Genomic DNA, 21,376 nt, shown 5'->3' with positions numbered 1-21,376 from the left:
AGTAGAGAAAGAATTTAGGATGAGACTTCAGGATGAAGAAAACTGATCATCGTATAATTCAGCTATCACATATAGAAAATCAATTAAAATATGCAATAACAGACTGAAAATCAATAAACCCATAATAAAAATAGGTGTATATTGAAAATACGATTTCACGCATAAGAGCATCTTCGCATGTCGACTAAATTTATCATCCGTTTTGCTGCGATTCTATTTTCTGTACTTATTTTGACTGCATTCGCCATTCAATTTTTCTTTAAACCGGATGTAACCATAGTTCTATGGATTTTCGCTGTACCTTTCATTTTGGGCATTCCAATTTTGGCTTCTGTTGTATTGACCACCAATGATGAACTTGATATTCATAGCGTTAATTAGGCTTGAACCTTAAAGTGGCGCATTTAAAGTGCATCTGATCTTTACTGATAGAGCAGCCGACATTTGCACTTTGTTCAATAAAATAGACCTTATTTTAAAGCAATGCGGGTCAGTTAAGCATGCATCAGAAAATGTAGTAAAAATGAGTGTATGTTTACGCTCATTTTTTATCAGCTTACTCCAGAATTTAGATTTAACTCTCAAATCATCATAATTTACATAAACTCTAAGAAATAAGGGAATATTCTTATCATTATTCATTCAAAATAGGTCTTTATCATAAAACTCATTATTTTAGAGAAAACAGAATGCCTAAAAATAATTATCTACCAGCTCTAGAACAAGTTTATGACTTTTTAAAGGAACGACCAGGTTTTAAGGATAAAAGTGAATTTGATAAAGCGGTAGAATATTTTAGAACTCTACATGAAAGTGATCCTCTGGATTTCAGAGTTCAAGCACCGAATACTGTCGCTGGAAAATTTGGGGCTAAAGAGACTATAAATTTAGGGTCTATGCCAGAATTCAGTAATAAGGAAAATTTCCTTAACTGGATAGATACGCAAATTAACCACTAGTTGAAGGACTTTAAGCAAACGCAGCATGCGGCAGGTTTTCATTTATTATTCATACATTCATTAACATGTAGTACAGAAAACAATCGAAACTGAGTTGGAAAACTACAAATTTGAATGATAACTTTGTATTCAAATCTTCCCAGTAAAGAGGTGAGCAATGAAGTTGTTGACTTTGGTTGGTATGGGAGTAGCAGCGAGTTATTGTTATAAAACTATGAAAAATGGCAAGCTTGCTCTTTCAAAACCTGACTTTGATGAAAGTGTAAAACGATTTGTACTGCAAGAATTTGCAGCTTAGTTCTTCACGATATATTTTCCAAAAAGGCTCATCGGAAGATGGGCTTTTTTATTTTCTAAAAATTTATAATTTTAATATTCAGATTAAAAGCAGTTTAATTATAGCCACCATGTTATAAACCTACCTCGTGATCTATTTTAAATAATTAAATGAGAGCTAATGGATGATGAAGATGGAAATGAATGGTGCGAGCTTATATATTCTGAAGCCTTGAGAATATATAAACCAACAAAATACAACACAGTCAACAAACTGAGATTCTTTGCGCTGATTTTAGAATTATTCGCAGAAATGCAGCATGAGGATGTAATAATTCAAGTAAAGGCCGTGAATGTAAAACTTAAATTGAGATCTAAAAATTACATTTTTTGGGTGTTTGAAATGCCTGATTTTCAGGATAAGACGTTATTTTTAACTTATATGTCTAGCAAATTAAGTCAGCTATAAGGTGTCGTTGAAGGTTAAAATCGTCAATCAATTTAACAAGCATAGTTTTTTTTATACTAATGGTCTATTTATATATTTTTATCAATAGCTTGCTTATTCTCTAGTTGTTGCCCACTTTGACAACATGCCTGAATCAGCGCAAAAGTGATAAAGGGGAAGGCCCATCGAAAGATGGGCTTTTTTAATATGTACAGCTTATTGAACGAAAAGTAACTTAAAGCAAATGTAAGAAAACAGTTTATTAATACTCCCTATACTTTATTGATAAATTCACAGTGCTATAGTCATTTTGCGAAAACAAGAAGACGCAAATAATACGAAGAAAATGACTACAGCACTAGCCCGCTTATTTGAAAGAGTAAGCGGGCTTTTTAATTGAAAAATTAATGTAATATTATGCTAATGTATAAATTATAAGTTTATATATAATTCATGAATAGATTCTATCGCTGTAGTTTCTTTCCAATTTCAGCCTCCTTCCCTAAGGAGGCATTTTTTTGTCGATAGAAAAGTAATGTTCCAATGACTATTGTGTTTATTCAGTTACACAAATGATCATCGTTGACTCTTGAATGAATCTTTCAAATATTTGAGCATGATATTTTATTGGTTAAATAAGTGATGGATCGCCATGATAAATGAAGAAAAGCCTTTGAACTTTGACGACGATAGTGAGCCTCAAGATTTCGAAGATGAAGAATTTATCGATGATAAGAAAGAGGATGAAATGTACAATGCTATTACCAAAGATGGTTCTAGTGTTGATCCTGCGGATGATGGGACGCGTCATATTCGCCCTGAAGACGGTGATCCTATAGAAATTGAAGAGTAATAAAAAGCCCAATTCAATATTGGGCTTTTTATCGTCTGGTGGATGAGAATGAAAATACAATATTTCCCATTTAGAATTGAGCGGATTGATCAAAATCCCCATCTAGAAAATTTAAATAGTCATTGAAATGATTTTTTTCACTTAATAAAAAAGCCCCCATGAATGAGAGCTTTTATGTCAACTCAATCTAGCAGAATAGTCTAAGCTAATATTTGAAATGACATCCAATTAATCTTTAAAAGTATCATTTAACGCAGTTTGAACCGCTTCAACCCGTGCCTTGCAAGCTTTATAGGCGGTCATGGATTCTTCCACGATTTTCATCAAGTTATCAATATCCGGTTCTTGCTGAGATTCGAGCAATTCCGCATTCTTTTTCAAGATGTCATAGCCTTGTTGGAAGCTCAAAGTATCATGATTCATGAGGAAGTACCTGTATAAGTTGTGCTGAAAAAATGCCGTCATGTAATTCGACTTCAACCAGATCGCTGGACTGAATCTGTTGAATAGAGGCAACCACATGTTCTTGCTGGCGCACGATGGCATAACCCTTGGATAAAACATGTTTAGGATTTTGTAGTAGCGTTTCCCGCATCAGGGCATCAAGCTGCTGATTAATCAGCTGGGTATGCTGCTGGGCCAGACTGGTAGTATTGGCCTTGATCTGTTGCAGACGTTGCAGCGCATCCATAATCTGGTTGTTGGCCAGACTTTGAATCAGTTTCAAAAATTGATCATTCTGATTTTGATAAGCTTGAATCTGTTGCTGGGATAAACGCTGAATGCGCTGTAGATAATTCAGGACATCCTGGGTTAGTTCAAAGATATGATTGCGGATTCCTGCAATGACTTTACTCGGAGTATCAAAGGAGCGATGCGCAATCTCATCCAGAATGGTACGGTCTTTTTCATGCCCGATGCCGACCCATACCGGCACCGAACGCTTGCAAAGCAGGGCAGCCAGATCATAATCATTCAAATAAGCCAGATCATTGACTGCGCCACCCCCTCGTATAATCACAATCAGATCCGGGGCAGTGTTATAGGTCTGAGCCCATTGTTTGAGCGCTTGTGCCAGACTGTACATAATACTTTGCGGGGCGGTATTTCCCTGAAAAGTCGCATTGTAATAGACAAACTCACACACCTGCGCACGCTGTAGTGCATCGGCATCTTTTTTGAAATCTCCGAGGCCTGCTGCATTTTCGGGAGCAATCACCAGAATCCGGTTCAAGTCAAAAGGGCTGGGCAAGTTTCTATTGCGCTGAATCAGTCCTTCAGTCGTCAACCGCTCAACAATCTGCTGATAACGCCGGGCAATATCTCCTAAGGTATAGCCCGAATCAATCTCGACAATATTTAAAGAAAAGCCATATTGCGGATCGAAATTAGCTTTGACTTTAATCAGCACTTTCAGATCACGACTCAGCTCAATCCCGCTTTCACGTTCAAACTGCGTGACAATTTTCTGGGCACTAAATTTCCAGATGGTTGCTCGGCAACTGGCAATCACCTGATCGCTATCGGCTTCTTTTTCTGCCAGCTCCAGATAATAATGGCCGGCTTTAATACTTAGATTGCGAATTTCGGCTTTGACCCATACTGGTGTATCGAAAGTGAGTTTGACCACTTCCTGAACCGTAGCAAGATATTCCTTGAGGGAGAGTTGAGGATCGTCTGTCATGCCAATAGAAAGTTTAAAATTCAATCAAATATTAAATCAATCCAGCACAGATCACAAATCTAAAAGCGAAGTCATATTTGAATGATGTAATGACAATGTAATGCTATTAAAATGCATAATCACTTGGTTTAGGCGATTCGTCCGACATTTCCTTATTATGGAGAGGTTCTTCTCTTCTGTTTATCTTGTTCATTGAGAGAGTTTATAGCGTTGAAGTCCTTAATTCATAAAGGTGTTATTTCCATTCTTTAATGAAAAAGCACGGTTAAAAATGTACACAGACTTGTGTCTGGCAAGGACCAGGAAATATGCTAAATTGGTGAAGAATTATTGAAGAAGAATAGGCTCTCATGAAAAAAACAATGCTGTTCGGTTTACTGGCTCTCGCTCTAAGCGCATGTACTACCACGCCGCAATCTAAGACGGAAGCTCCTAAAATGGGTTCAGCGAATCCTGCAAGCGCTTATTGTGTCAATCAGGGTGGCAAGCTTGAAATTCGTACTGAAAGCAATGGTCAGGTCGGATATTGCCATTTAAAGAATGGTCAGGTGGTCGAGGAGTGGGAATTACTGCACATGAATCAACCTAAATGTATTGCTGATCAGGCAGTGGAATTGGTCGGTCAGTCCAATTTGACTGAAGCGCAAATCAAGCAGAAAACCAAGGCACAAATTGTACGTATGGTCGAACCGGGTCAAGCGGTGACGATGGATTATCGTGAAGAACGAGTGACTGTAACTGTAGATCCTGCAAGCAAAAAGATTATTCAAGCTTCATGCGGTTAATCACATAAAATGAAAAAGCCCATGAGTGGGCTTTTTTTAATTCCATACAACTGGCATTTTGAAATGACAAATCTTCCCCGATCTTTTATATTGCCCCTCGGAAGGAGAAATTCATGAAAAAGTTATTGGCTTTATCGTTTATGCTGGCGCTGGCCGGTTGTGCCGAGAAGAAACCGTTAACCCCTGAAGAGCAGTGGCAAGGTTATTGTCGAAGTGTCGGAAATGCGGCGCGTACCATTATGCTGGATCGTCAGAATGCGATTGAGAAAGAAAAAGCAATCGAGCATGCCAACAAGATCGATGATGAAACCACCAAAGGTTTTATCCTGAATATTATTGATGAAGTCTATGCGATTCCAGCCGAAGAGATTAAGGTAGATGTAAAAGCAGCCCGTGAAAAAGTCCGCGCTGAATTTACTGCAAAGTGTATTGCGACACCGCATGATGAATTACCAGATTACAAACCGTTCTAAGGAACGGTTTTTAAAATCTGCATAAAATCATTCAACTCATATTTCCCATTAAACGTATTTAAATATACACATCTTCAAAAGACTGAAAAATAGAAATAGCCTAAGCAAAATGTACACTTTGTGACAATTTCTAAATCTAAAATATAGAAATACTTATCTTTATATTGAATAATGAATTTAACTCCAACTAACCAAGGAGTAGCACAATATGGAAGTAGTAAGATATTTGCATCATTCTGATCTACTGCTGGAAGATGAAGAAGGTGTGGTCATTATTGGCGGCAGTCGCTATGTACTCAGCGTTGGTGACAAAGTCGTTTTAAAGAAGATGCTAGAACAAGATAAAAAGCTTTATCAGATTGATATTTCCTTTGCCAGCAATAATCACAGTACCACCTGTGAAGATGAATGCGTGGTGAAATTCCAAGGCTGCCGAGACTCATATCAGCAGTATTTAAACTCGACCACTGTACACTAAGGTGGAGTATCTTTTTAACGTCAAATCAGGCAACATCAGGGTTGCCTTTTTTATGCATTAAATTCAGTTAAAAGGGCCTATTCATGGGCTTGTTTCGTGTGGTGTAAGCTGTAACTGATTATGGAATAATCATTAAGAGCATCATTTAGTTATAAAATAACGAGCATCACGAAGAAACACTTGAGTTGCATTAACTTTTAACTGGAAATTTAGTAAAATTTCGGAGTCCATATTATTTATGAAGCTTGGAATAAGCAGGAATTCATAAGTAATTTTTTAAAAAAGAGGAATAACACTGTGCTAGAAGCTTACCGCCAACACGTTGAAGAACGTGCCGCACTCGGAGTCCCACCGAAGCCACTTGACGATGCCCAAACAGCTGCATTAGTTGAACTACTAAAAAACCCGCCAGCTGGTGAAGAAGCATACTTGGTAGATTTGCTTGAAAACCGTGTACCAGCAGGTGTTGACCAAGCTGCATATGTAAAAGCTGCGTTCTTAGCTGCATTGGCAAAAGGCGAAGCAACCTCTCCACTCGTTTCTAAAGAACGTGCTGTTTATTTACTAGGTACTATGCTGGGTGGTTACAACGTAGCGCCTTTAGTTGAACTTTTAGACAATGCTGAGCTTGCTGAACTTGCAGCTGAAGCATTGAAAAAAACGCTTCTTGTATTTGATGCATTCCATGACGTTGCTGATAAAGCAAAAGCTGGTAACGCAAATGCTCAAGCAGTTATGCAGTCTTGGGCTGACGCTGAATGGTTCACTAGCCGTAAAGACGTTCCTGAAGAAATCAAACTGACTGTTTTCAAAGTAACTGGCGAAACCAACACTGACGACTTGTCACCTGCACAAGACGCTTGGAGCCGTCCAGACATTCCATTGCACGCAAATGCAATGTTGAAAAACGTACGTGACGGAATCAATCCAGAAGTTCCTGGTGAAGTGGGTCCACTTAACCAGATTAAAGAACTGATCGCGAAAGGCAACCAGGTTGCTTACGTGGGTGACGTTGTTGGTACAGGTTCATCTCGTAAATCTGCAACTAACTCTGTACTTTGGTTCTTCGGTGACGACATCCCGCACATCCCGAACAAAAAAGACGGTGGTTACTGCCTAGGTTCTAAAATCGCTCCGATTTTCTTCAACACCATGGAAGATGCGGGTGCATTACCGATCGAGATCGATGTTGCCAACATGAACATGGGCGACGAAATCGTTCTTAAGATCGATCACGCTGCTGCTAAAGTAACTGCGTTCAAAGACGGCGCGCAAATCGCTGAAGCTGAACTTAAAACTCCAGTACTTCTTGACGAAGTTCGTGCTGGTGGTCGTATTAACCTGATCGTAGGTCGTGGTTTGACGACTAAGGCTCGTGAAGCTTTAGGTCTTCCAGTATCTACAATGTTCCGTACTCCGGTTCAGCCTGCTGCAACTGGTAAAGGTTTCACTCAAGCTCAGAAGATGGTTGGTCGCGCTTGTGGTCTTCCTGAAGGTCAAGGTGTACTTCCAGGTACTTACTGTGAACCTAAGATGACTACTGTTGGTTCGCAAGATACAACAGGTCCAATGACTCGTGACGAATTGAAAGACTTGGCTTGCCTAGGTTTCTCTGCTGACCTTGTTATGCAATCTTTCTGTCATACAGCTGCGTATCCAAAACCAGTTGACGTTCAAATGCAACACTCGCTTCCTGATTTCATCATGAACCGTGGAGGTGTGTCTTTACGCCCAGGTGACGGTATTATTCACTCTTGGTTAAACCGTATGCTTCTTCCGGATACCGTTGGTACTGGTGGTGACTCGCATACACGTTTCCCAATCGGTATTTCATTCCCGGCGGGTTCTGGTCTTGTAGCGTTCGCTGCAGCAACTGGTGTTATGCCACTAGATATGCCTGAATCTGTACTTGTGAAGTTCAAGGGTAAAATGCAGCCTGGTATCACTCTACGTGACCTTGTACATGCAATTCCTTACTACGCAATTAAGGAAGGTGACCTAACTGTAGAGAAGAAAGGTAAGAAAAACATCTTCTCTGGTCGTATCCTTGAGATTGACTTAACAGAAATGGAAACTGACCTGACTGTTGAGCAAGCATTCGAACTTTCTGATGCTTCTGCTGAACGTTCAGCTGCTGGTTGTTCTATTACGCTTTCTGAAGAGAAAGTTGCTGAATACCTTCGTTCAAACATCACTATGTTGAAGTGGATGATTTCTGAAGGTTATGGCGATGCGCGTACTATGGCTCGTCGTGTTGAGAACATGGAAAAATGGTTGGCTAACCCAAGCCTGATCAAAGCAGATGCTGATGCTGAATACACCAAAGTGTATGAAATCGATCTTGCAGATATCAAAGAACCTATTCTTTGCTGCCCGAACGATCCAGATGATGCAAAACTTCTTTCTGATGTTCAAGGCGCGAAAATTGACGAAGTATTCGTTGGTTCTTGTATGACTAACATCGGTCACTTCCGTGCGACTGGTAAATTGTTAGAGAAAGTTCCAGGTGGTGCATTGTCAACTCGTTTGTGGATTGCTCCACCTACGCGTATGGACGAACATCAGTTGATGGAAGAAGGTTTCTATAACATTTATGGTAAAGCTGGCGCGCGTACTGAAATGCCAGGTTGTTCATTATGTATGGGTAACCAAGCACGTGTAGCTCCGAACACAACTTGTGTATCAACTTCTACTCGTAACTTCCCTAACCGTCTAGGTCAAGGTGCTAACGTTTACTTGGCTTCTGCTGAACTTGCTTCTGTTGCTGCTGTATTGGGTAAATTACCTTCTCCAGAAGAATATCAACAGTACGCAGCCCAAATTGACAGCATGTCAGCTGACATCTATCAATACTTAAGCTTCGACAAGATGAGCGAATATACTGACGCTGCTAAAGACGTTGATACTAAGAAAATTGCTGCTGCTCAATTAACTTAATTCTTTGTTAATTAAGCAATAAGTGGTATAAGATAAGGGCTGAGTAATCAGCCCTTATTTTTTGGATTTCCAATGATTGATCAAATAGATATTATAAAAAATAAACTTTACTCCCATATTTTATTCATTCGTGAAAATTTGATTAATGATGATTTTGAAAGCTTTAACTCTTATATTGTAGATATAACTAATAAATACCAGGATATAATTGATTACTTAGATAGGATAATTTTAACTTCTGAAAATTTCTTTAAAGCACAAGTCGCAGATGCTCGTCATAAATATAAAATCATGAATCTGAATGGTCGGGATGTAGTCTTGCCTTATGGGTTGTATGAGAAAATTGATATTTTTCTGAATCAGGTATTAGATGATATTAATTCATTAGAACCAAAGAAAATAATTTCTTTGGATTCTCACAGAGCTCTAAACTTGGAGAATATTCAATCTCATTTAACTTGTTTAGATAACATTGAAACACGATTATATGACTTTTTTCATTCAATTGTAGATTATAAGAGTGATAAGAATTTACCCTTTGATTCTTTAGAGAGACAAATTAGTCACTATTATAAGAAGTTTGAAACACTATCTAATAGTTTCTCTGAATTAGAAAATAATTTTCATACATCAAATGCTAGTGTTAATAAAATATATAATAATATTAATGAATTAAACCAAAAAATATCTGATTTAAATGCAAATATACTAAATTTAAAAAATAAATATGAATCTGATTCTACTGAAGTTATACGATCAATAGAAAGTAAATTTATTCAAAGTGCTAATGAAATATTAAGTGAGTTTACTAAGGAAATAGACGCTACTAATGAACTTATGCGCGCAGAGATTAATAATGTTAAAAAAACTAGTAAAAGCTTTAATGAATTTATATCAGAAGAAACATCTATAAAGCTAACTAATAATTTTAAAGAAAAATCCATTATTGAGAGAAATTGGTATTATGGATTTAACTTTATCAGTGCTTTAATTATTGGTGTGGCAATAATTATGTCATATTCTAGTTTAACGAATTTTGCAGAGAAACATTCTACAGATTTTACACAGTTAGACTTGTACTATTTAGCAATAAGACTTTTGTTCTCATTTTTAATATTTTCTACAATTGCCTTTACTAATAAATTAGCGAATAAACACTATTTTCATTGGAAGAAAAATGAGAGTGTTTACTTAAAATTAACAGCACTAAAATCATTTATCGTAGATATGACATCTGAAAAACAACAAGAAATACATGAAAAACTTATCGATGTATATTTTGGGAAAGAGGATTTAGACCCAACGATTTATAAAAAATATGACAATTCTTCAGAAAGCTTATTAAAAATGATTGCTGATAAGTTGCCAAATATTGGAGATCAAAAGAAGTCTAGTAACTGAGAGAATTCATATGTAACTCCTTTACAGTTTTATAGAAAGGTTGTTTAATCACGCTAGTTATCAGCGATAAGAAGTTGACTTAAGTAAATGCCCAAACAATCCCGATTCCTCTGTATTGGTGGCTTCCTCAACGGAACGCAGGTCAAAGACCAAGGTGACAGCTTTGTCTGCGTCGAAAAAGCAAAAATGTCACCTATACCAAAAAGGAAATATTCCATCCTGATTCATGGGATCATGACTACTACGTTTGTGAAACGACCACAGACAAACAGGCACGAAATTGGGTCTATGACATTGAGTCAAAATAATATTTAATTCGATAAAGAAAAACATGGGTTGGCATTATCGTCAGTCCATTTTATATCCGTTTTAAAATATTCAGACAATAAAAAGCCCCATGGTTAGGGGCTAGTCGTATATAGGTCAAGCCCATATACTGTAAGAGGCTCATCTCAAACTGCGTGTATTAGAACACAGCAGCCTGCAAATAACCATCTAAATCTGATTTAAACAGCCAATTGCTGTTCAATCACCGGCCATAAATTCTGATGCGACTTTTTAAACATCAGCATATGACCAATGGTTTTATAGGCATAACTTTTAGGTCTAAGTTCAATTATCTGAGTTTTTGCGTTCGGATATAAACGCAGTAAATCTTTCACGTTGGCTTCCGTGGCAATTTCATCATCCGATGACCAAATCGAGGTAATCGGGCAGGTGATTTGAGTATGAAAATCTGCTTTAGGTGATATAAGTTTACCGACCGCATTCATCACATAGCCCGGTTTACTGCAAAACAGTGCCCATTCTCGTGCCACATCTTTAGGCAGGTTTTCACCCATACCAATCGCTTGAGTCGGGCCATAGCCTTTGGTGATTCGGGCAAGTGGGAAAATGACATTAAACATGACCGGTGCAAGCAGTCTAGTTTTACCTTTAAGTCCTTTCACATGTCCAGTAGAGCCAGAGACGGCCACGACTTTTGCGACTTTATGATGATTTGGCACGATACCTAAAAGCTGACCACCGGCGCTATGTCCAAGTAAGGTCACTTTTTCCGTACTGGTACGTGCTAATAAAGCATCAATCGCGGCCGGAATATCCAGTTGACCCCATTGCACAATACTGGCTTTTGACTTTCTCAAAGGACCGTGTAGTGAATCACCAATCCCCCGAAAATCAAAGACCATAACGGCATAGCCTTGAGCTTGTAACCAGACACAAAACTGATGATAAAACTGTTTAGTAATGCCTGTTGCCGGACAAACTAATACCGGAAGTTTTTTAGTTTCAGAAATAGCTGCATAAAAACGTGCACTTAAGCGATAGCCATCCTGACACTGGAGAGTCAATGTTTCAAATTCAGACATACGATACACTATGATTTTTATAATCCCATGAAGCTTTTACTGTATAGATTTTTAGCAGGGTAGCTTGGGGAAAACATGACTTAAAAGTCAGTAAAATAATAGAGATGGAATAAACTTATGCAGCTAATGGAACTTGAGCTGGCCGTTAAAATAGCCGTTATTTTTAGTGGAATATTCTTGTGGATCGGGATGTTGACCGGTGTCTGGAAATATTGGCAGATTCGTCAATCACCTCAGTCACGCGCACATTATTATGTCGATATTGCCCATCGTAGCAGCCTGCTTTATGCGCCCGCGACCTTAATTTTGGCAGTGCTGGCCTGTTGTTCAGTGTGGCCGAGTATGGTGAATCTGATTTGCGTACTGATCAATATTCTGTTTTTCAGCTTCTCGATTGCCGCTTATATGCTACATGGTTTTCTGCAAGACACGACGAATCAGTTTAAACAACCGCATCAGCTGGGTAAGTTTCATTTGCCAGGAAGTTTAATGACTTTAGCCATGCTGGGTTTAATTATCGCAGAATTGGGCGGGACGGGGATCTTGCTCTATGGAGCATTTATCGGATTATTTTAATGTTCTTTTTATAGTTATTCTGAAAGGATGCTGGAATTCTTGAAAGTTAAAACACTTTTTTCACCAGATGGATGACTGGCCAAATCATCCATCTGGGCTAATTAAAAATTTGTTTATCGGTATTTCTGGTCTATGGCAGCCCATAGGAAAAACGCAGCTGAGACAATCAGTGCATAGCCGAAGTATTCAAGTTTTAAATTACCTTGAATTAAGCAATGGACGGTTAAAGTCAGCATGAGTGCAAAAGTGGTGCATATAAATGTCACCAGATTGGTGTTGTTGGCTTTAAGAGCGTCAATGAAGACTTGCTTGTTGAAATGTAATGATAACATCTCCATCCCTCCCATTTATTTATGTTATTGAAGATTAAAGCAGATTTAATCAGTCAGAATTGAATATATAGTTGTACTGTTTAATTTGGACCTTTGCAACTGCTGTGGCAGGCTTTTACCATCAAAATGGTCATCTTTAGTCGTATAACTACATAATTACTTGATTAGGCAAGAATTATATTTTCAGATTTCACCTCCAACTAATTTTGGAAATAAGATGTAGTCATCATTTGATCAATGCGACCAGATAGAAAATGCAAATTCTACGCCAAAGATATGTAGTGTTAATCAATACTTTGTAAGCTTGCATATGACTCGGACGGGGACTTGGTTTAAGTTGGCAACAATAGGTATCTAAAATCAGGAAATTAAAGTTTTGTTTATATTTATATAAAAAATAAAATAATTAAAGTGCAATTCTATACATCATATTTTATAGAAAATCTTAGTATCAAGATTTACAGCGGTGATTTGATGTCATTATTAAGAAACAATAAATGTCCGTTTGGGTAAAACCTGACAATTATTGATCACGCTCAAACCGGATTTTGGGTAAAAATACGATTTTTCAGACATCCTAGAAGTTTTAGTTTCTAATACGGTCAATCACAGCTGTAATCAGCAATACAATCATGGACGGGATAAACCAGGCCAGATTCTGATCTGATAGAGGTAAATTTTGCAGTAATGCAGGCAATTCAAAACCAGCGACTTTTAATCCATCAAAAATACCAAAGATCAAGGCCACCAGGGTCACTGGCGCAATCACATGAGATGGTTTCTTGAAGAAGTTTGCACAGAAGCTCAGCATAATGACGCTAATGGCAGGCGGATAAATCGCACTTAAGACTGGAACCGAAACAGCGATCAGTTTGGTTAAACCCAGATTTGAAATCACCAGTGAGAAGCCCACCAGAATAAATACAAAGATCTTGTACGGAATTTTGGTCAAGTTGGAGAAATACTCAGCACAGGCACAAGTCAGACCAATTGCAGTCACCATACAGGCAATAAAAATCATGCCAGACAGGAAGTAAGCACCCATATCGCCAAAAGCATGTTGTACATATGCATGCAGGATAATGGCACCATTGGCTGCATTTGGTGCAATCTCATGGCTACCTAGTCCAAGTTTAAACAGACTTAAATACACCAGAGTTAAACCAATACCAGAAATAATGCCGGCATTCACTGCATATTTGGTAATCAGTTTTTTATCGGTTACACCACGTGAAGTAATGGCTTTAACAATCACAATACCGAAAACTAAAGCGCCCAAAGTATCCATGGTTAAATAACCATTTACGAAGCCTTCAGTCACTGCACTGGTAACGTAATTATCGATCGCTGCAGGCGGATTGCTGGCAGGAATCATCACGGCTGCTACACCCAAAATGATCAAAGAAATAATTTTAAGTGGCGACAGGAAATAGCCGACGGTATCCAGAATCTTATTGGGATATAAGGACACGATGGTCACCACAGCAAAATAGATGATGCTGTAAATGAGCAGACTGCCAGATTCATTGCCAAAGTAAGATGAAAAACCGATTTCATAAGAAACGGTTGCGGTACGTGGCGTCGCAAATAAAGGGCCAACAGCTAAGTAACAGATTACAGTCAGCAAAATACTGGCTGCTTTGCCCAGAGGCGAGCTTAGTGCCTGAATGGAGCCTTCAACGCGAGACAATGCAATAATGGTAATCACGGGTAAGCCGACTGCTGTAATAAGGAAACCTAAAGCAGCGAGCCATACGTGTTCACCGGCTTGTTGAGCCACAATCGGTGGGAAGATAATGTTGCCCGCACCAATAAACAGTGCAAAGGTCATAAAACCTAGGGCGACAATATCCCGGGTACGCAGACTTGTCATAAAGGGAGATCAATAGAACAAAAGAAAGCGATTTTAGTGTATATGTCCAATTTTTTGGAGTTTATTTTAAGGCTGGAAGCCTTGATTCTAGTGAGTTTGCGAATCATATAACCAGTCATTCAAATCTTGGTAGAAATATATGTTTGATAAATCGCTGAAAAATATATTTTTCCTTATAAGCTCAATAAATATCTGCACTTGCTATCAAAATATGTCAGTTATTGTTTGTACAAATAAGCAGCAGTGAAAAGTCCTATTTCAAGGAAAATTACTGTACTGAAACTCAACAACTGCGACATATTTCGCAAAAAAGGGATTATAATTCAGGGATTCATAGTGAGGATAGGTATATGCGCGCTCCAGCGATTAGTCTTAAAACTGAGCAAGATGTTGAAAAACTGCGGATATCTGGGCGTTTGGCTGCAGAAGTTTTAGCGATGATCGGGGAGCATGTCAAGCCAGGTGTCACGACTGAATATCTGGATGATCTCTGTCATGATTTTATTGTAAATACCTTAAAAGTGACGCCCGCCAATATTGGCTATTATGGCTATACCAAAACCACCTGTATTTCACCGAATGAAGTGGTTTGTCACGGCATTCCATCATCGAAAGTCGTTCTGCAGGATGGCGATATTATCAATATTGATGTTGCCATTATTAAAGACGGTTATTTTGGTGATACAAGCCGGATGTACTATGTTGGAACTCCTTCTCCAGAAGCCAAGCGACTGGTCAATACCACCTATGAAGCCATGGTGGCCGGGATTCATGCGGTGAAGCCGGGCGCGACTCTAGGTGATATTGGTTATGCCATTCAAACGGTTGCACAGCGTGAAGGTTATTCTATTGTGCGCGAATATTGTGGTCATGGCATCGGCAAGGTCTATCACGAGCAGCCAAACATTCTGCATTACGGCCAGCCGGGTCAGGGCATTAAACTGGTTCCGGGCATGGTGTTTACTATTGAGCCAATGGTGAATATGGGCAAAGCCCGCGTCAAAGAGCTAAAAGATGGCTGGACGGTGGTCACCACGGATAAATCCTGGTCTGCCCAATGGGAACATATGGTCTATGTCACCGAAACCGGATTTGAAGTCTTGTCTCCTTGGCCTGAAGGCACAGGTGAGTATCCAGAGATTTAAAATATTGATTGCATGATCTTTATTAAGCTAATCCACTTACATAAATTACAACTCACTCGTTCTTGCTGACGAAAACATACAAAACACTACATTAAACAGTGGTTTAGGGTTTTATATCTGATTAAACTAAGAGTCAGATACATAGGTTCCCTTTTTTTCGCTCACTATGCTGTAGTGAAAGTTTCTCTAGCTCATTTTTCCCCAAGAATGAGCTATTTTTTTGTCCAGTTTTTCTCAAAAGCATATCACTTAGTGCTGATTTAATTCAGCGACCAAATAATCAATAAAGATCCGGACTGCGGGCAATAAGCCGCGACGTGAAGGATAAACCACATGGAAAATACCATGCGGTGCTTTCCAGTCAGGAAGCACCCGAACCAGTTCGCCACTTGCCACGTACTGCTCGACCACGTTATCAGGCAACAAAGTGATGCCTGAGCCTGATGCGGCCAGTTGGGCCAGCATATTTAAGTCAGAACCCATAACTGTGGGACTGACACGGATTTTTTTCTGTTCCTGCTGTTCATTTTGTAAGGTCAGAAACTGTTCGGTATGATCTTCAGCCATACTCAGAATTTTATGTTCAGCCAGTTGCTCAGGGTTTTTCAGTTCACCAAATTCATTTAAATAACCTTGACTGGCAAATAGATGCTGCTCAATTTTTTCAAACTGGCGGATCACCAGATTCGGGTCATCATCCAGGCTGGAACGGACACGTAAGGCCAGATCAAAGCCTTCATTGATAATATCGACCCGGCGATTGGTGATCATCATCTGGACTTTAATTTCAGGATATTTTTTCAAAAAATCCGGCAGAATTTTTGCCAGTTCGTTCTGGGCAATAGACACTGGCAGACTGACTTTAATAGTTCCGCGTGGTTCGGTACTCAGATGGTCAACCAGATCATGCGCTGCCTGTGCAGCATTCAGCATCACTTGGGCATGCCGATAAATATTCATGCCAATATCGGTGACGGCAAAATGACGCGAACTGCGCTGAATCAGACGTACACCCAGACGCTCTTCCAGATTAAACACCCGGCGGCTAAGTTTGGATTTGGGAATATCGGTTGCACGTTCGGCTGCACTAAAGCCGCCATGTTCCACCACCTGAGCGAAACAGTAAAAGTCATCCAGATCAGACAGCATGGTTTAATTCCATTCTTGCAACGATAAGCTGATTAAAAATTGATTGTTGCATACTGTCAATCAGAGAATGCACATATAAAAAAATTTTAATTCCCGGATTTAAGTAAACTTAGCAATGTTTGCATGCCATCGGTCGCGCTTTGGGTAATCTTGTGAAAATGTGCAGGTAAATGCTGCTGCTCGGCTTTCGGGTCGATGTAATAGGCCTCACAGTGCGCAGGAATCTCATGAATTAACCCGGCGACCGGATAAACCTGTAGGCTGGTGCCAATCACTACGAAAATATCGGCATCCTGTATACATTCTTGAGCTTCTTCATACGCGGGCACGGCTTCACCAAACCAGACCACATGAGGACGCAGCGGATAGCCTGCCTTACAAAAGTGTTGATTTAAATCTAATTCAGAACCTTCAATTGGATAAAACTCGGTCGTGCTTTGTGCATCGGGGCCTGAGCTTTTGGCCAGACGAATATTGCCATGTAAATGGATCACCTTGGAGCTGCCGGCACGTTCATGCAAGTCATCAATATTCTGGGTGATTACATGCACATCAAACTCATTTTCAAGATCGGCAATTAATTGATGTGCAGCATTCGGCTGTGCTTCCAGAATATTTTTACGGCGGGCATTATAAAAGCGTTGCACCAGTTCCGGATTGTTAGCCCAGGCTTCGGGTGTGGCGACTTCTTCAATCCGGTATTGTTCCCAAAGTCCATCACTGTCGCGAAAAGTATTGATACCACTTTCGGCGCTCATGCCTGCACCGGAAAAGACCACCAACTTTTTCATTGTTCTATCTCCTGAATCTTTAGGCAGCTGAAGCGCTAGATTGTGAATTTTCTTTTAAGAAGATGCCAAGTTCTCGGGCAAATTTTAGCGGTTCAGTCAGTAAAGGCGTATGGCCAGACTTGCTGAAGATTATCTGTTTGGCATTAGGCAGGCTTTCTACAATCAGGCGCTGACCTTCAAAAGGATATAACTTGGATTGTACACCGCTAAAGAAGGTCACCGGACAGCTAAGCTGAGCTAGAGCTTCGCGGTAATCTTCACGATGATATAAATAATTGTTGATATACCACGCCATATAATCCACCCGGCTGGAAGGCAATAACAGACTTTGCAGACGAGGTTGATTTAGGATGAATGCGAAAGCTTTCAGATTATATTTTTGTTCATTTTGTAGCTGAATAAACTTTAGCCATAGGGCGGCAATTTGTTTACGGACAGAAACGTCAAGATCACGGATCAATTCAACTTGCTGGTATTGCGCAAGTAGGGCAGAGAGCTGCTGCAGGATGTCGATAAATTCCTGATGGCGTGGACCAAAAAGGCCAAAAGCCCAGGTATCATCAACCGGAATTTTAGGTGTTTGATCGATATGCAAATAAGCAGAAATCTGACTGGCAAAGTTGTCATAATGCATGCCGTGCATTGCGGTGGTTGCACCCATGGAATAGGCAATGACGATGACTTGATCTAATTCTAGCTGGGTCAGAACTGAACGTACATCTTGCCAGTGACTGGAAATTGCATCGCGACCTTGCGGAATTTTACAGCGACTGGAAGCCCCAAAGCCGCGCCATTCTGGAATAATGAAACGGAAATTTTTCTGATGCGGATAGAGAAAAGCTTTCCATTGCCAGCTCAGCATGCCGAGTCCTGAGAGTACCAGTACCGACTGTCCCTGACCGTATTCGCGTACAAACAGCTGTTCACCATCGCGCATGCGATAAAAGGGCATGTGTGTCTCCGTATTTAGAATTATTTTGCGTCAAATTGTTGCAGTCGCGGAATAACCTGTTCCAGCCAGGAAATCCAACCCAGTTCCTGATCAATTCCCAGTTGCAGAATCATTTTATGAATATATAAGGTACGGTCAGTTTTGTCCGCTTGAGCAAAGTCTTTGGCAAAAATCTGCTGATAGGTTTTCAGTTTTTCTTTATGCAGTTCCAGATGGCGTTCCAGTTCTGCCAAGGTGTTATTGCCACCAAGTTGGGCTTCGGCACGCAGACGTACCATTAGTTCTTCGCGCAGTTGTGCCGGTGGGCTTTGTTGTAGCATCCAGTTGGCCAGTTCTTCCCGGCCCAGACGTTCCACCTGATATGTCTTTTTGCGGCTATTGGAATCTTCCTCTTCTATCGTCGAAATCCATCCTTTTTGCAGCATGGCATTCAGCTCGCGATAAATCTGCTGATGAGTGGCATTCCAGAAGAAGCCCATGGATCGGTCAAAACGGCGGGCCAGTTCGATTCCGGTGCTGGGCTTTTCAATCAGGCTGGTCAATAAAACATGCGCTAAAGACATAAGCGTCTCAAAAAAAGTGACTCAGGATTATTATGCAACATGTTGCATAAAAATCAATTCTGGCATATAAATTAGTGCAACAAGTTGCATTAAACTGGAAAGTTTGAGGGATCAAACTGCCAGTTGCTAAAACAATAGCCAGCCTAAACGCACGCTCAGGAGTTGAAATGTCTAAATATCCGAATTTACTTGCCCCATTGAACTTGGGTTTTACCACGCTTAAAAACCGCGTGTTAATGGGTTCCATGCACGTTGGTCTTGAAGAGGCACCCGGCGGATATGATCGGATGGCAGCTTTCTATGCAGAGCGTGCCAAAGGTGGAGTCGCTTTAATCGTCACCGGCGGGATTTCACCAAATGATCATGGGGTGACGTTTCATGGTGGTTCCAAACTTGACACTCTTGAAGAAGCTGAAAAGCATAAGGTAATTACCCAGGCCGTACATGAGGCGGGCGGGAAAATTGCCATGCAGATTTTGCATACCGGACGCTATTCTTATCAGGCTGAAAATGTTGCGCCGTCTTCAATTCAGGCACCGATTAATCCAGTCAAACCGCATGCTTTAAGCTCGGCTGAAGTGCAGCAGACCATCGATGATTTTGCTAACTGTGCCAGACTGGCTCAGTATGCAGGTTATGACGGTGTCGAAATCATGGGCTCGGAAGGCTATTTGATTAACGAGTTTATTGCCGCGCGTACCAACCATCGTGATGATGAGTGGGGTGGAAGCTATGCAAACCGCATCCGTTTCCCGATTGAAATCGTACGCCGTACCCGTGAAATGGTCGGTGAGAACTTTATCATTATTTATCGCCTATCTATGCTGGATCTGGTCGAAGGCGGTTCAACTCTGGAAGAAGTCATCCAGTTGGCCAAAGAAATTGAAAAAGCCGGTGCGACCATTATCAATACTGGCATTGGCTGGCATGAAGCGCGTATTCCGACTATTGCTACCAAAGTACCTCGTGCAGCCTTCACTTGGGTGACGCGTAAACTGAAAGGTCAGGTGAAGATTCCTTTAATTACTTCAAACCGTATTAATACCCCGGAAATGGCTGAGTATGTATTGGCATCTGGTGATGCTGATATGATTTCTATGGCTCGCCCAATGCTGGCTGATTCGGAGTTTGTTCTGAAAGCGGAGCAGGGTCGTAGCGATGAGATCAATACCTGTATCGGTTGTAATCAGGCCTGTCTGGATCATATTTTCTCAATGAAAATTGCCACCTGTCTGGTCAATCCACGTGCCTGCTATGAAACAGAGCTCATTTTTAAAGAAACCAATGTGGCAAAAAATATTGCCGTGATTGGTGCAGGTCCTGCAGGTTTAAGTTTTGCTGTATATGCGGCAAATCGCGGTCATCAGGTGACGGTATTTGAAGCCGCTGCTCAGATTGGTGGGCAGTTTAATATTGCCAAGACCATTCCAGGCAAGGAAGAGTTTTATGAAACCTTGCGTTATTTCAAACGCCAGATTGAATTACAGCCACGTATTAAATTGCAGCTGAACCATAAGGCGAGTCTGGAAGAACTGGCTCAGTCAAACTTTGATGACATTGTGGTGGCAACAGGCGTGACACCGCGTCAGCTTGAGCTTCCAGGCATTGATCATGCAAAAGTACTGTCTTATCTGGACGTTTTGAAAGAACGTAAGCCAGTGGGTCAGCGAGTTGCCATTATTGGTGCAGGTGGTATTGGCTTTGATACAGCCGAATTCCTGAGCCATGAAGGGGAAAGTGGCAGTATCAATCCGGAAAAATTCTATGATGAATGGGGTATTGATACTGAGTATGAAAATGTCGGTGGCTTAAAAGCTGCAAATGTAGAAAAACCGCAACGTGAAATTTATTTATTGCAACGTAAAGCTGCTTCAGTCGGGGCGAGTTTGGGTAAAACCACAGGCTGGATTCATCGTACCGGTTTAAAACACCGTGATGTAAAAATGATTGCGGGCGCCAATTATGAAAAAATTGATGATCAGGGCTTACATATTGTCGTGAATGACAAGCCTGCTGTGTTGGAAGTCGATCACGTGATTATTTGTGCCGGTCAGGAGTCTTATACCGCCATGTTTGATGAGCTAAAAGCGGTGGGTAAAAATGTGCATCTGATTGGTGGAGCAAAAGAAGCGGGTGAGCTGGATGCCAAACGTGCCATCCGTCAGGGTGCTGAATTGGCAGCGGTGATTTAATTTAAAAACGTCAAGCTTTATTAACCTCTCCCTTGCGCAGCAGTGCTACTTGTATCTTGATTGATATAGTGATTAGCTACCACTATACGCAAATTGTAGAGTTTGGAGTGCTGCTAAAATCTTAAATTTGAACCTGAGA

General features: G+C 40.4%; 22 protein-coding genes and 1 pseudogene. 14 read left to right on the top strand and 9 right to left on the bottom strand.

Going from position 1 to position 21,376, the window contains the following annotated elements:
* Positions 1-177 precede the first annotated feature (177 nt).
* From NI468_RS13450 to NI468_RS13430, 5 genes are all read left to right on the top strand, one after another.
* The gene (locus NI468_RS13450) at positions 178-381 is read left to right on the top strand and encodes a hypothetical protein (protein WP_253102292.1); all 204 of its coding nucleotides are present in this window, start codon (positions 178-180) and stop codon (positions 379-381) included.
* A gap of 308 nt (positions 382-689) precedes the next feature.
* Positions 690-959: a hypothetical protein gene (locus tag NI468_RS13445; RefSeq protein ID WP_005263238.1), complete on the top strand. Its 270-nt coding sequence runs from the start codon at positions 690-692 to the stop codon at positions 957-959.
* 157 nt (positions 960-1,116) lie between these two features.
* Entirely contained in the window at positions 1,117-1,257 is a 141-nt protein-coding gene (locus NI468_RS13440) for a hypothetical protein (protein WP_004645377.1), read from the top strand.
* 159 nt (positions 1,258-1,416) lie between these two features.
* Entirely contained in the window at positions 1,417-1,704 is a 288-nt protein-coding gene (locus NI468_RS13435; RefSeq protein ID WP_004278754.1) for a hypothetical protein, read from the top strand.
* Between the two features lie 631 nt (positions 1,705-2,335).
* On the top strand, positions 2,336-2,536 hold the full coding sequence (locus tag NI468_RS13430; protein ID WP_005103446.1) for a hypothetical protein: 201 nt from the start codon (positions 2,336-2,338) through the stop codon (positions 2,534-2,536).
* 228 nt (positions 2,537-2,764) lie between these two features.
* On the opposite strand, the gene xseB is transcribed toward NI468_RS13430, so the two are convergent.
* Positions 2,765-2,959 carry an exodeoxyribonuclease VII small subunit gene (gene xseB / locus NI468_RS13425; RefSeq protein ID WP_005103445.1) on the bottom strand — a complete coding sequence of 65 codons (195 nt, stop codon included), beginning with the start codon at positions 2,957-2,959 and terminating at the stop codon, positions 2,765-2,767.
* Positions 2,949-4,220, bottom strand: coding sequence for an exodeoxyribonuclease VII large subunit (gene xseA, locus NI468_RS13420; RefSeq protein ID WP_253102290.1), 1,272 nt, complete (start codon positions 4,218-4,220; stop codon positions 2,949-2,951). Before xseA ends, xseB begins: the two co-directional genes overlap by 11 nt.
* A 350-nt stretch (positions 4,221-4,570) precedes the next feature.
* On the opposite strand from xseA, the gene NI468_RS13415 reads away from it, so the two are divergent.
* From NI468_RS13415 to NI468_RS13390, 6 genes and pseudogenes are all read left to right on the top strand, one after another.
* Entirely contained in the window at positions 4,571-5,005 is a 435-nt protein-coding gene (locus tag NI468_RS13415) for an I78 family peptidase inhibitor (protein ID WP_253102288.1), read from the top strand.
* A 113-nt stretch (positions 5,006-5,118) separates the two neighbouring features.
* Positions 5,119-5,478, top strand: a complete 360-nt coding sequence (locus tag NI468_RS13410) for a hypothetical protein (protein WP_005103441.1) — start codon at positions 5,119-5,121, stop codon at positions 5,476-5,478.
* Between the two features lie 208 nt (positions 5,479-5,686).
* Positions 5,687-5,956, top strand: a complete 270-nt coding sequence (locus NI468_RS13405; protein ID WP_005106642.1) for a hypothetical protein — start codon at positions 5,687-5,689, stop codon at positions 5,954-5,956.
* 297 nt (positions 5,957-6,253) lie between these two features.
* Positions 6,254-8,893 carry a bifunctional aconitate hydratase 2/2-methylisocitrate dehydratase gene (locus NI468_RS13400; protein ID WP_005252103.1) on the top strand — a complete coding sequence of 880 codons (2,640 nt, stop codon included), beginning with the start codon at positions 6,254-6,256 and terminating at the stop codon, positions 8,891-8,893.
* 72 nt (positions 8,894-8,965) lie between these two features.
* On the top strand, positions 8,966-10,294 hold the full coding sequence (locus NI468_RS13395; protein ID WP_253102286.1) for a coiled-coil domain-containing protein: 1,329 nt from the start codon (positions 8,966-8,968) through the stop codon (positions 10,292-10,294).
* Between the two features lie 87 nt (positions 10,295-10,381).
* Positions 10,382-10,602 (top strand): annotated as a pseudogene (locus NI468_RS13390) (hypothetical protein).
* Between the two features lie 198 nt (positions 10,603-10,800).
* On the opposite strand, the gene NI468_RS13385 reads toward NI468_RS13390, so the two are convergent.
* A complete protein-coding gene (locus tag NI468_RS13385; RefSeq protein WP_253102284.1) occupies positions 10,801-11,664 on the bottom strand; it encodes an alpha/beta hydrolase family protein in 864 nt (287 codons plus the stop codon).
* A gap of 117 nt (positions 11,665-11,781) precedes the next feature.
* Here NI468_RS13385 and NI468_RS13380 point away from each other — a divergent pair, with 117 nt between their 5' ends.
* Positions 11,782-12,240, top strand: a complete 459-nt coding sequence (locus tag NI468_RS13380; protein ID WP_253102282.1) for a hypothetical protein — start codon at positions 11,782-11,784, stop codon at positions 12,238-12,240.
* A 113-nt stretch (positions 12,241-12,353) separates the two neighbouring features.
* On the opposite strand, the gene NI468_RS13375 is transcribed toward NI468_RS13380, so the two are convergent.
* Both NI468_RS13375 and brnQ read right to left on the bottom strand, forming a co-directional pair.
* Positions 12,354-12,572 carry a hypothetical protein gene (locus tag NI468_RS13375; RefSeq protein WP_004645284.1) on the bottom strand — a complete coding sequence of 73 codons (219 nt, stop codon included), beginning with the start codon at positions 12,570-12,572 and terminating at the stop codon, positions 12,354-12,356.
* Positions 12,573-13,158: 586 nt separating this feature from the next.
* A complete protein-coding gene (brnQ, locus tag NI468_RS13370) occupies positions 13,159-14,445 on the bottom strand; it encodes a branched-chain amino acid transport system II carrier protein (RefSeq protein WP_253102280.1) in 1,287 nt (428 codons plus the stop codon).
* A 350-nt stretch (positions 14,446-14,795) separates the two neighbouring features.
* Between brnQ and map the strand changes: the two genes are divergently transcribed.
* Positions 14,796-15,590 carry a type I methionyl aminopeptidase gene (gene map / locus NI468_RS13365; protein ID WP_004645281.1) on the top strand — a complete coding sequence of 265 codons (795 nt, stop codon included), beginning with the start codon at positions 14,796-14,798 and terminating at the stop codon, positions 15,588-15,590.
* A 249-nt stretch (positions 15,591-15,839) separates the two neighbouring features.
* On the opposite strand, the gene NI468_RS13360 is transcribed toward map, so the two are convergent.
* The 4 genes from NI468_RS13360 to NI468_RS13345 all read right to left on the bottom strand — a co-directional run bounded on the left by NI468_RS13360 (position 15,840) and on the right by NI468_RS13345 (position 19,045).
* The gene (locus NI468_RS13360; RefSeq protein WP_253102278.1) at positions 15,840-16,739 is read right to left on the bottom strand and encodes a LysR substrate-binding domain-containing protein; all 900 of its coding nucleotides are present in this window, start codon (positions 16,737-16,739) and stop codon (positions 15,840-15,842) included.
* Between the two features lie 86 nt (positions 16,740-16,825).
* Entirely contained in the window at positions 16,826-17,530 is a 705-nt protein-coding gene (locus NI468_RS13355) for an SIR2 family NAD-dependent protein deacylase (RefSeq protein ID WP_253102276.1), read from the bottom strand.
* Positions 17,531-17,549: 19 nt separating this feature from the next.
* Positions 17,550-18,482, bottom strand: coding sequence for an alpha/beta fold hydrolase (locus tag NI468_RS13350; protein ID WP_253102274.1), 933 nt, complete (start codon positions 18,480-18,482; stop codon positions 17,550-17,552).
* Positions 18,483-18,502: 20 nt separating this feature from the next.
* Positions 18,503-19,045 carry a PadR family transcriptional regulator gene (locus NI468_RS13345; protein ID WP_253102272.1) on the bottom strand — a complete coding sequence of 181 codons (543 nt, stop codon included), beginning with the start codon at positions 19,043-19,045 and terminating at the stop codon, positions 18,503-18,505.
* A 167-nt stretch (positions 19,046-19,212) separates the two neighbouring features.
* Between NI468_RS13345 and NI468_RS13340 the strand changes: the two genes are divergently transcribed.
* Positions 19,213-21,237 carry an NADPH-dependent 2,4-dienoyl-CoA reductase gene (locus NI468_RS13340; protein ID WP_253102271.1) on the top strand — a complete coding sequence of 675 codons (2,025 nt, stop codon included), beginning with the start codon at positions 19,213-19,215 and terminating at the stop codon, positions 21,235-21,237.
* Positions 21,238-21,376: the final 139 nt, after the last annotated feature.

Origin of the sequence: Acinetobacter lwoffii (genome assembly GCF_024129355.1) — a bacterium.
Taxonomy (GTDB): domain Bacteria; phylum Pseudomonadota; class Gammaproteobacteria; order Pseudomonadales; family Moraxellaceae; genus Acinetobacter; species Acinetobacter lwoffii_I.
Note: the sequence above shows the minus strand (reverse complement) of the source record. Positions and strands in the feature narration are given on the sequence as shown.

Bases quoted from the DNA above. Each gene is read 5' to 3' on its own strand.
- NI468_RS13395 (WP_253102286.1), top strand. From the start codon at position 8,966: ATGATTGATCAAATAGATATTATAAAAAATAAACTTTACTCCCATATT.
- brnQ (WP_253102280.1), bottom strand. From the start codon at position 14,445: ATGACAAGTCTGCGTACCCGGGATATTGTCGCCCTAGGTTTTATGACC.
- NI468_RS13405 (WP_005106642.1), top strand. From the start codon at position 5,687: ATGGAAGTAGTAAGATATTTGCATCATTCTGATCTACTGCTGGAAGAT.
- xseA (WP_253102290.1), bottom strand. From the start codon at position 4,220: ATGACAGACGATCCTCAACTCTCCCTCAAGGAATATCTTGCTACGGTT.
- map (WP_004645281.1), top strand. From the start codon at position 14,796: ATGCGCGCTCCAGCGATTAGTCTTAAAACTGAGCAAGATGTTGAAAAA.
- NI468_RS13440 (WP_004645377.1), top strand. From the start codon at position 1,117: ATGAAGTTGTTGACTTTGGTTGGTATGGGAGTAGCAGCGAGTTATTGT.
- NI468_RS13345 (WP_253102272.1), bottom strand. From the start codon at position 19,045: ATGTCTTTAGCGCATGTTTTATTGACCAGCCTGATTGAAAAGCCCAGC.
- xseB (WP_005103445.1), bottom strand. From the start codon at position 2,959: ATGAATCATGATACTTTGAGCTTCCAACAAGGCTATGACATCTTGAAA.
- NI468_RS13435 (WP_004278754.1), top strand. From the start codon at position 1,417: ATGGATGATGAAGATGGAAATGAATGGTGCGAGCTTATATATTCTGAA.
- NI468_RS13410 (WP_005103441.1), top strand. From the start codon at position 5,119: ATGAAAAAGTTATTGGCTTTATCGTTTATGCTGGCGCTGGCCGGTTGT.
- NI468_RS13430 (WP_005103446.1), top strand. From the start codon at position 2,336: ATGATAAATGAAGAAAAGCCTTTGAACTTTGACGACGATAGTGAGCCT.
- NI468_RS13375 (WP_004645284.1), bottom strand. From the start codon at position 12,572: ATGTTATCATTACATTTCAACAAGCAAGTCTTCATTGACGCTCTTAAA.
- NI468_RS13340 (WP_253102271.1), top strand. From the start codon at position 19,213: ATGTCTAAATATCCGAATTTACTTGCCCCATTGAACTTGGGTTTTACC.
- NI468_RS13415 (WP_253102288.1), top strand. From the start codon at position 4,571: ATGAAAAAAACAATGCTGTTCGGTTTACTGGCTCTCGCTCTAAGCGCA.
- NI468_RS13445 (WP_005263238.1), top strand. From the start codon at position 690: ATGCCTAAAAATAATTATCTACCAGCTCTAGAACAAGTTTATGACTTT.
- NI468_RS13355 (WP_253102276.1), bottom strand. From the start codon at position 17,530: ATGAAAAAGTTGGTGGTCTTTTCCGGTGCAGGCATGAGCGCCGAAAGT.
- NI468_RS13350 (WP_253102274.1), bottom strand. From the start codon at position 18,482: ATGCCCTTTTATCGCATGCGCGATGGTGAACAGCTGTTTGTACGCGAA.
- NI468_RS13380 (WP_253102282.1), top strand. From the start codon at position 11,782: ATGCAGCTAATGGAACTTGAGCTGGCCGTTAAAATAGCCGTTATTTTT.
- NI468_RS13450 (WP_253102292.1), top strand. From the start codon at position 178: ATGTCGACTAAATTTATCATCCGTTTTGCTGCGATTCTATTTTCTGTA.
- NI468_RS13385 (WP_253102284.1), bottom strand. From the start codon at position 11,664: ATGTCTGAATTTGAAACATTGACTCTCCAGTGTCAGGATGGCTATCGC.
- NI468_RS13360 (WP_253102278.1), bottom strand. From the start codon at position 16,739: ATGCTGTCTGATCTGGATGACTTTTACTGTTTCGCTCAGGTGGTGGAA.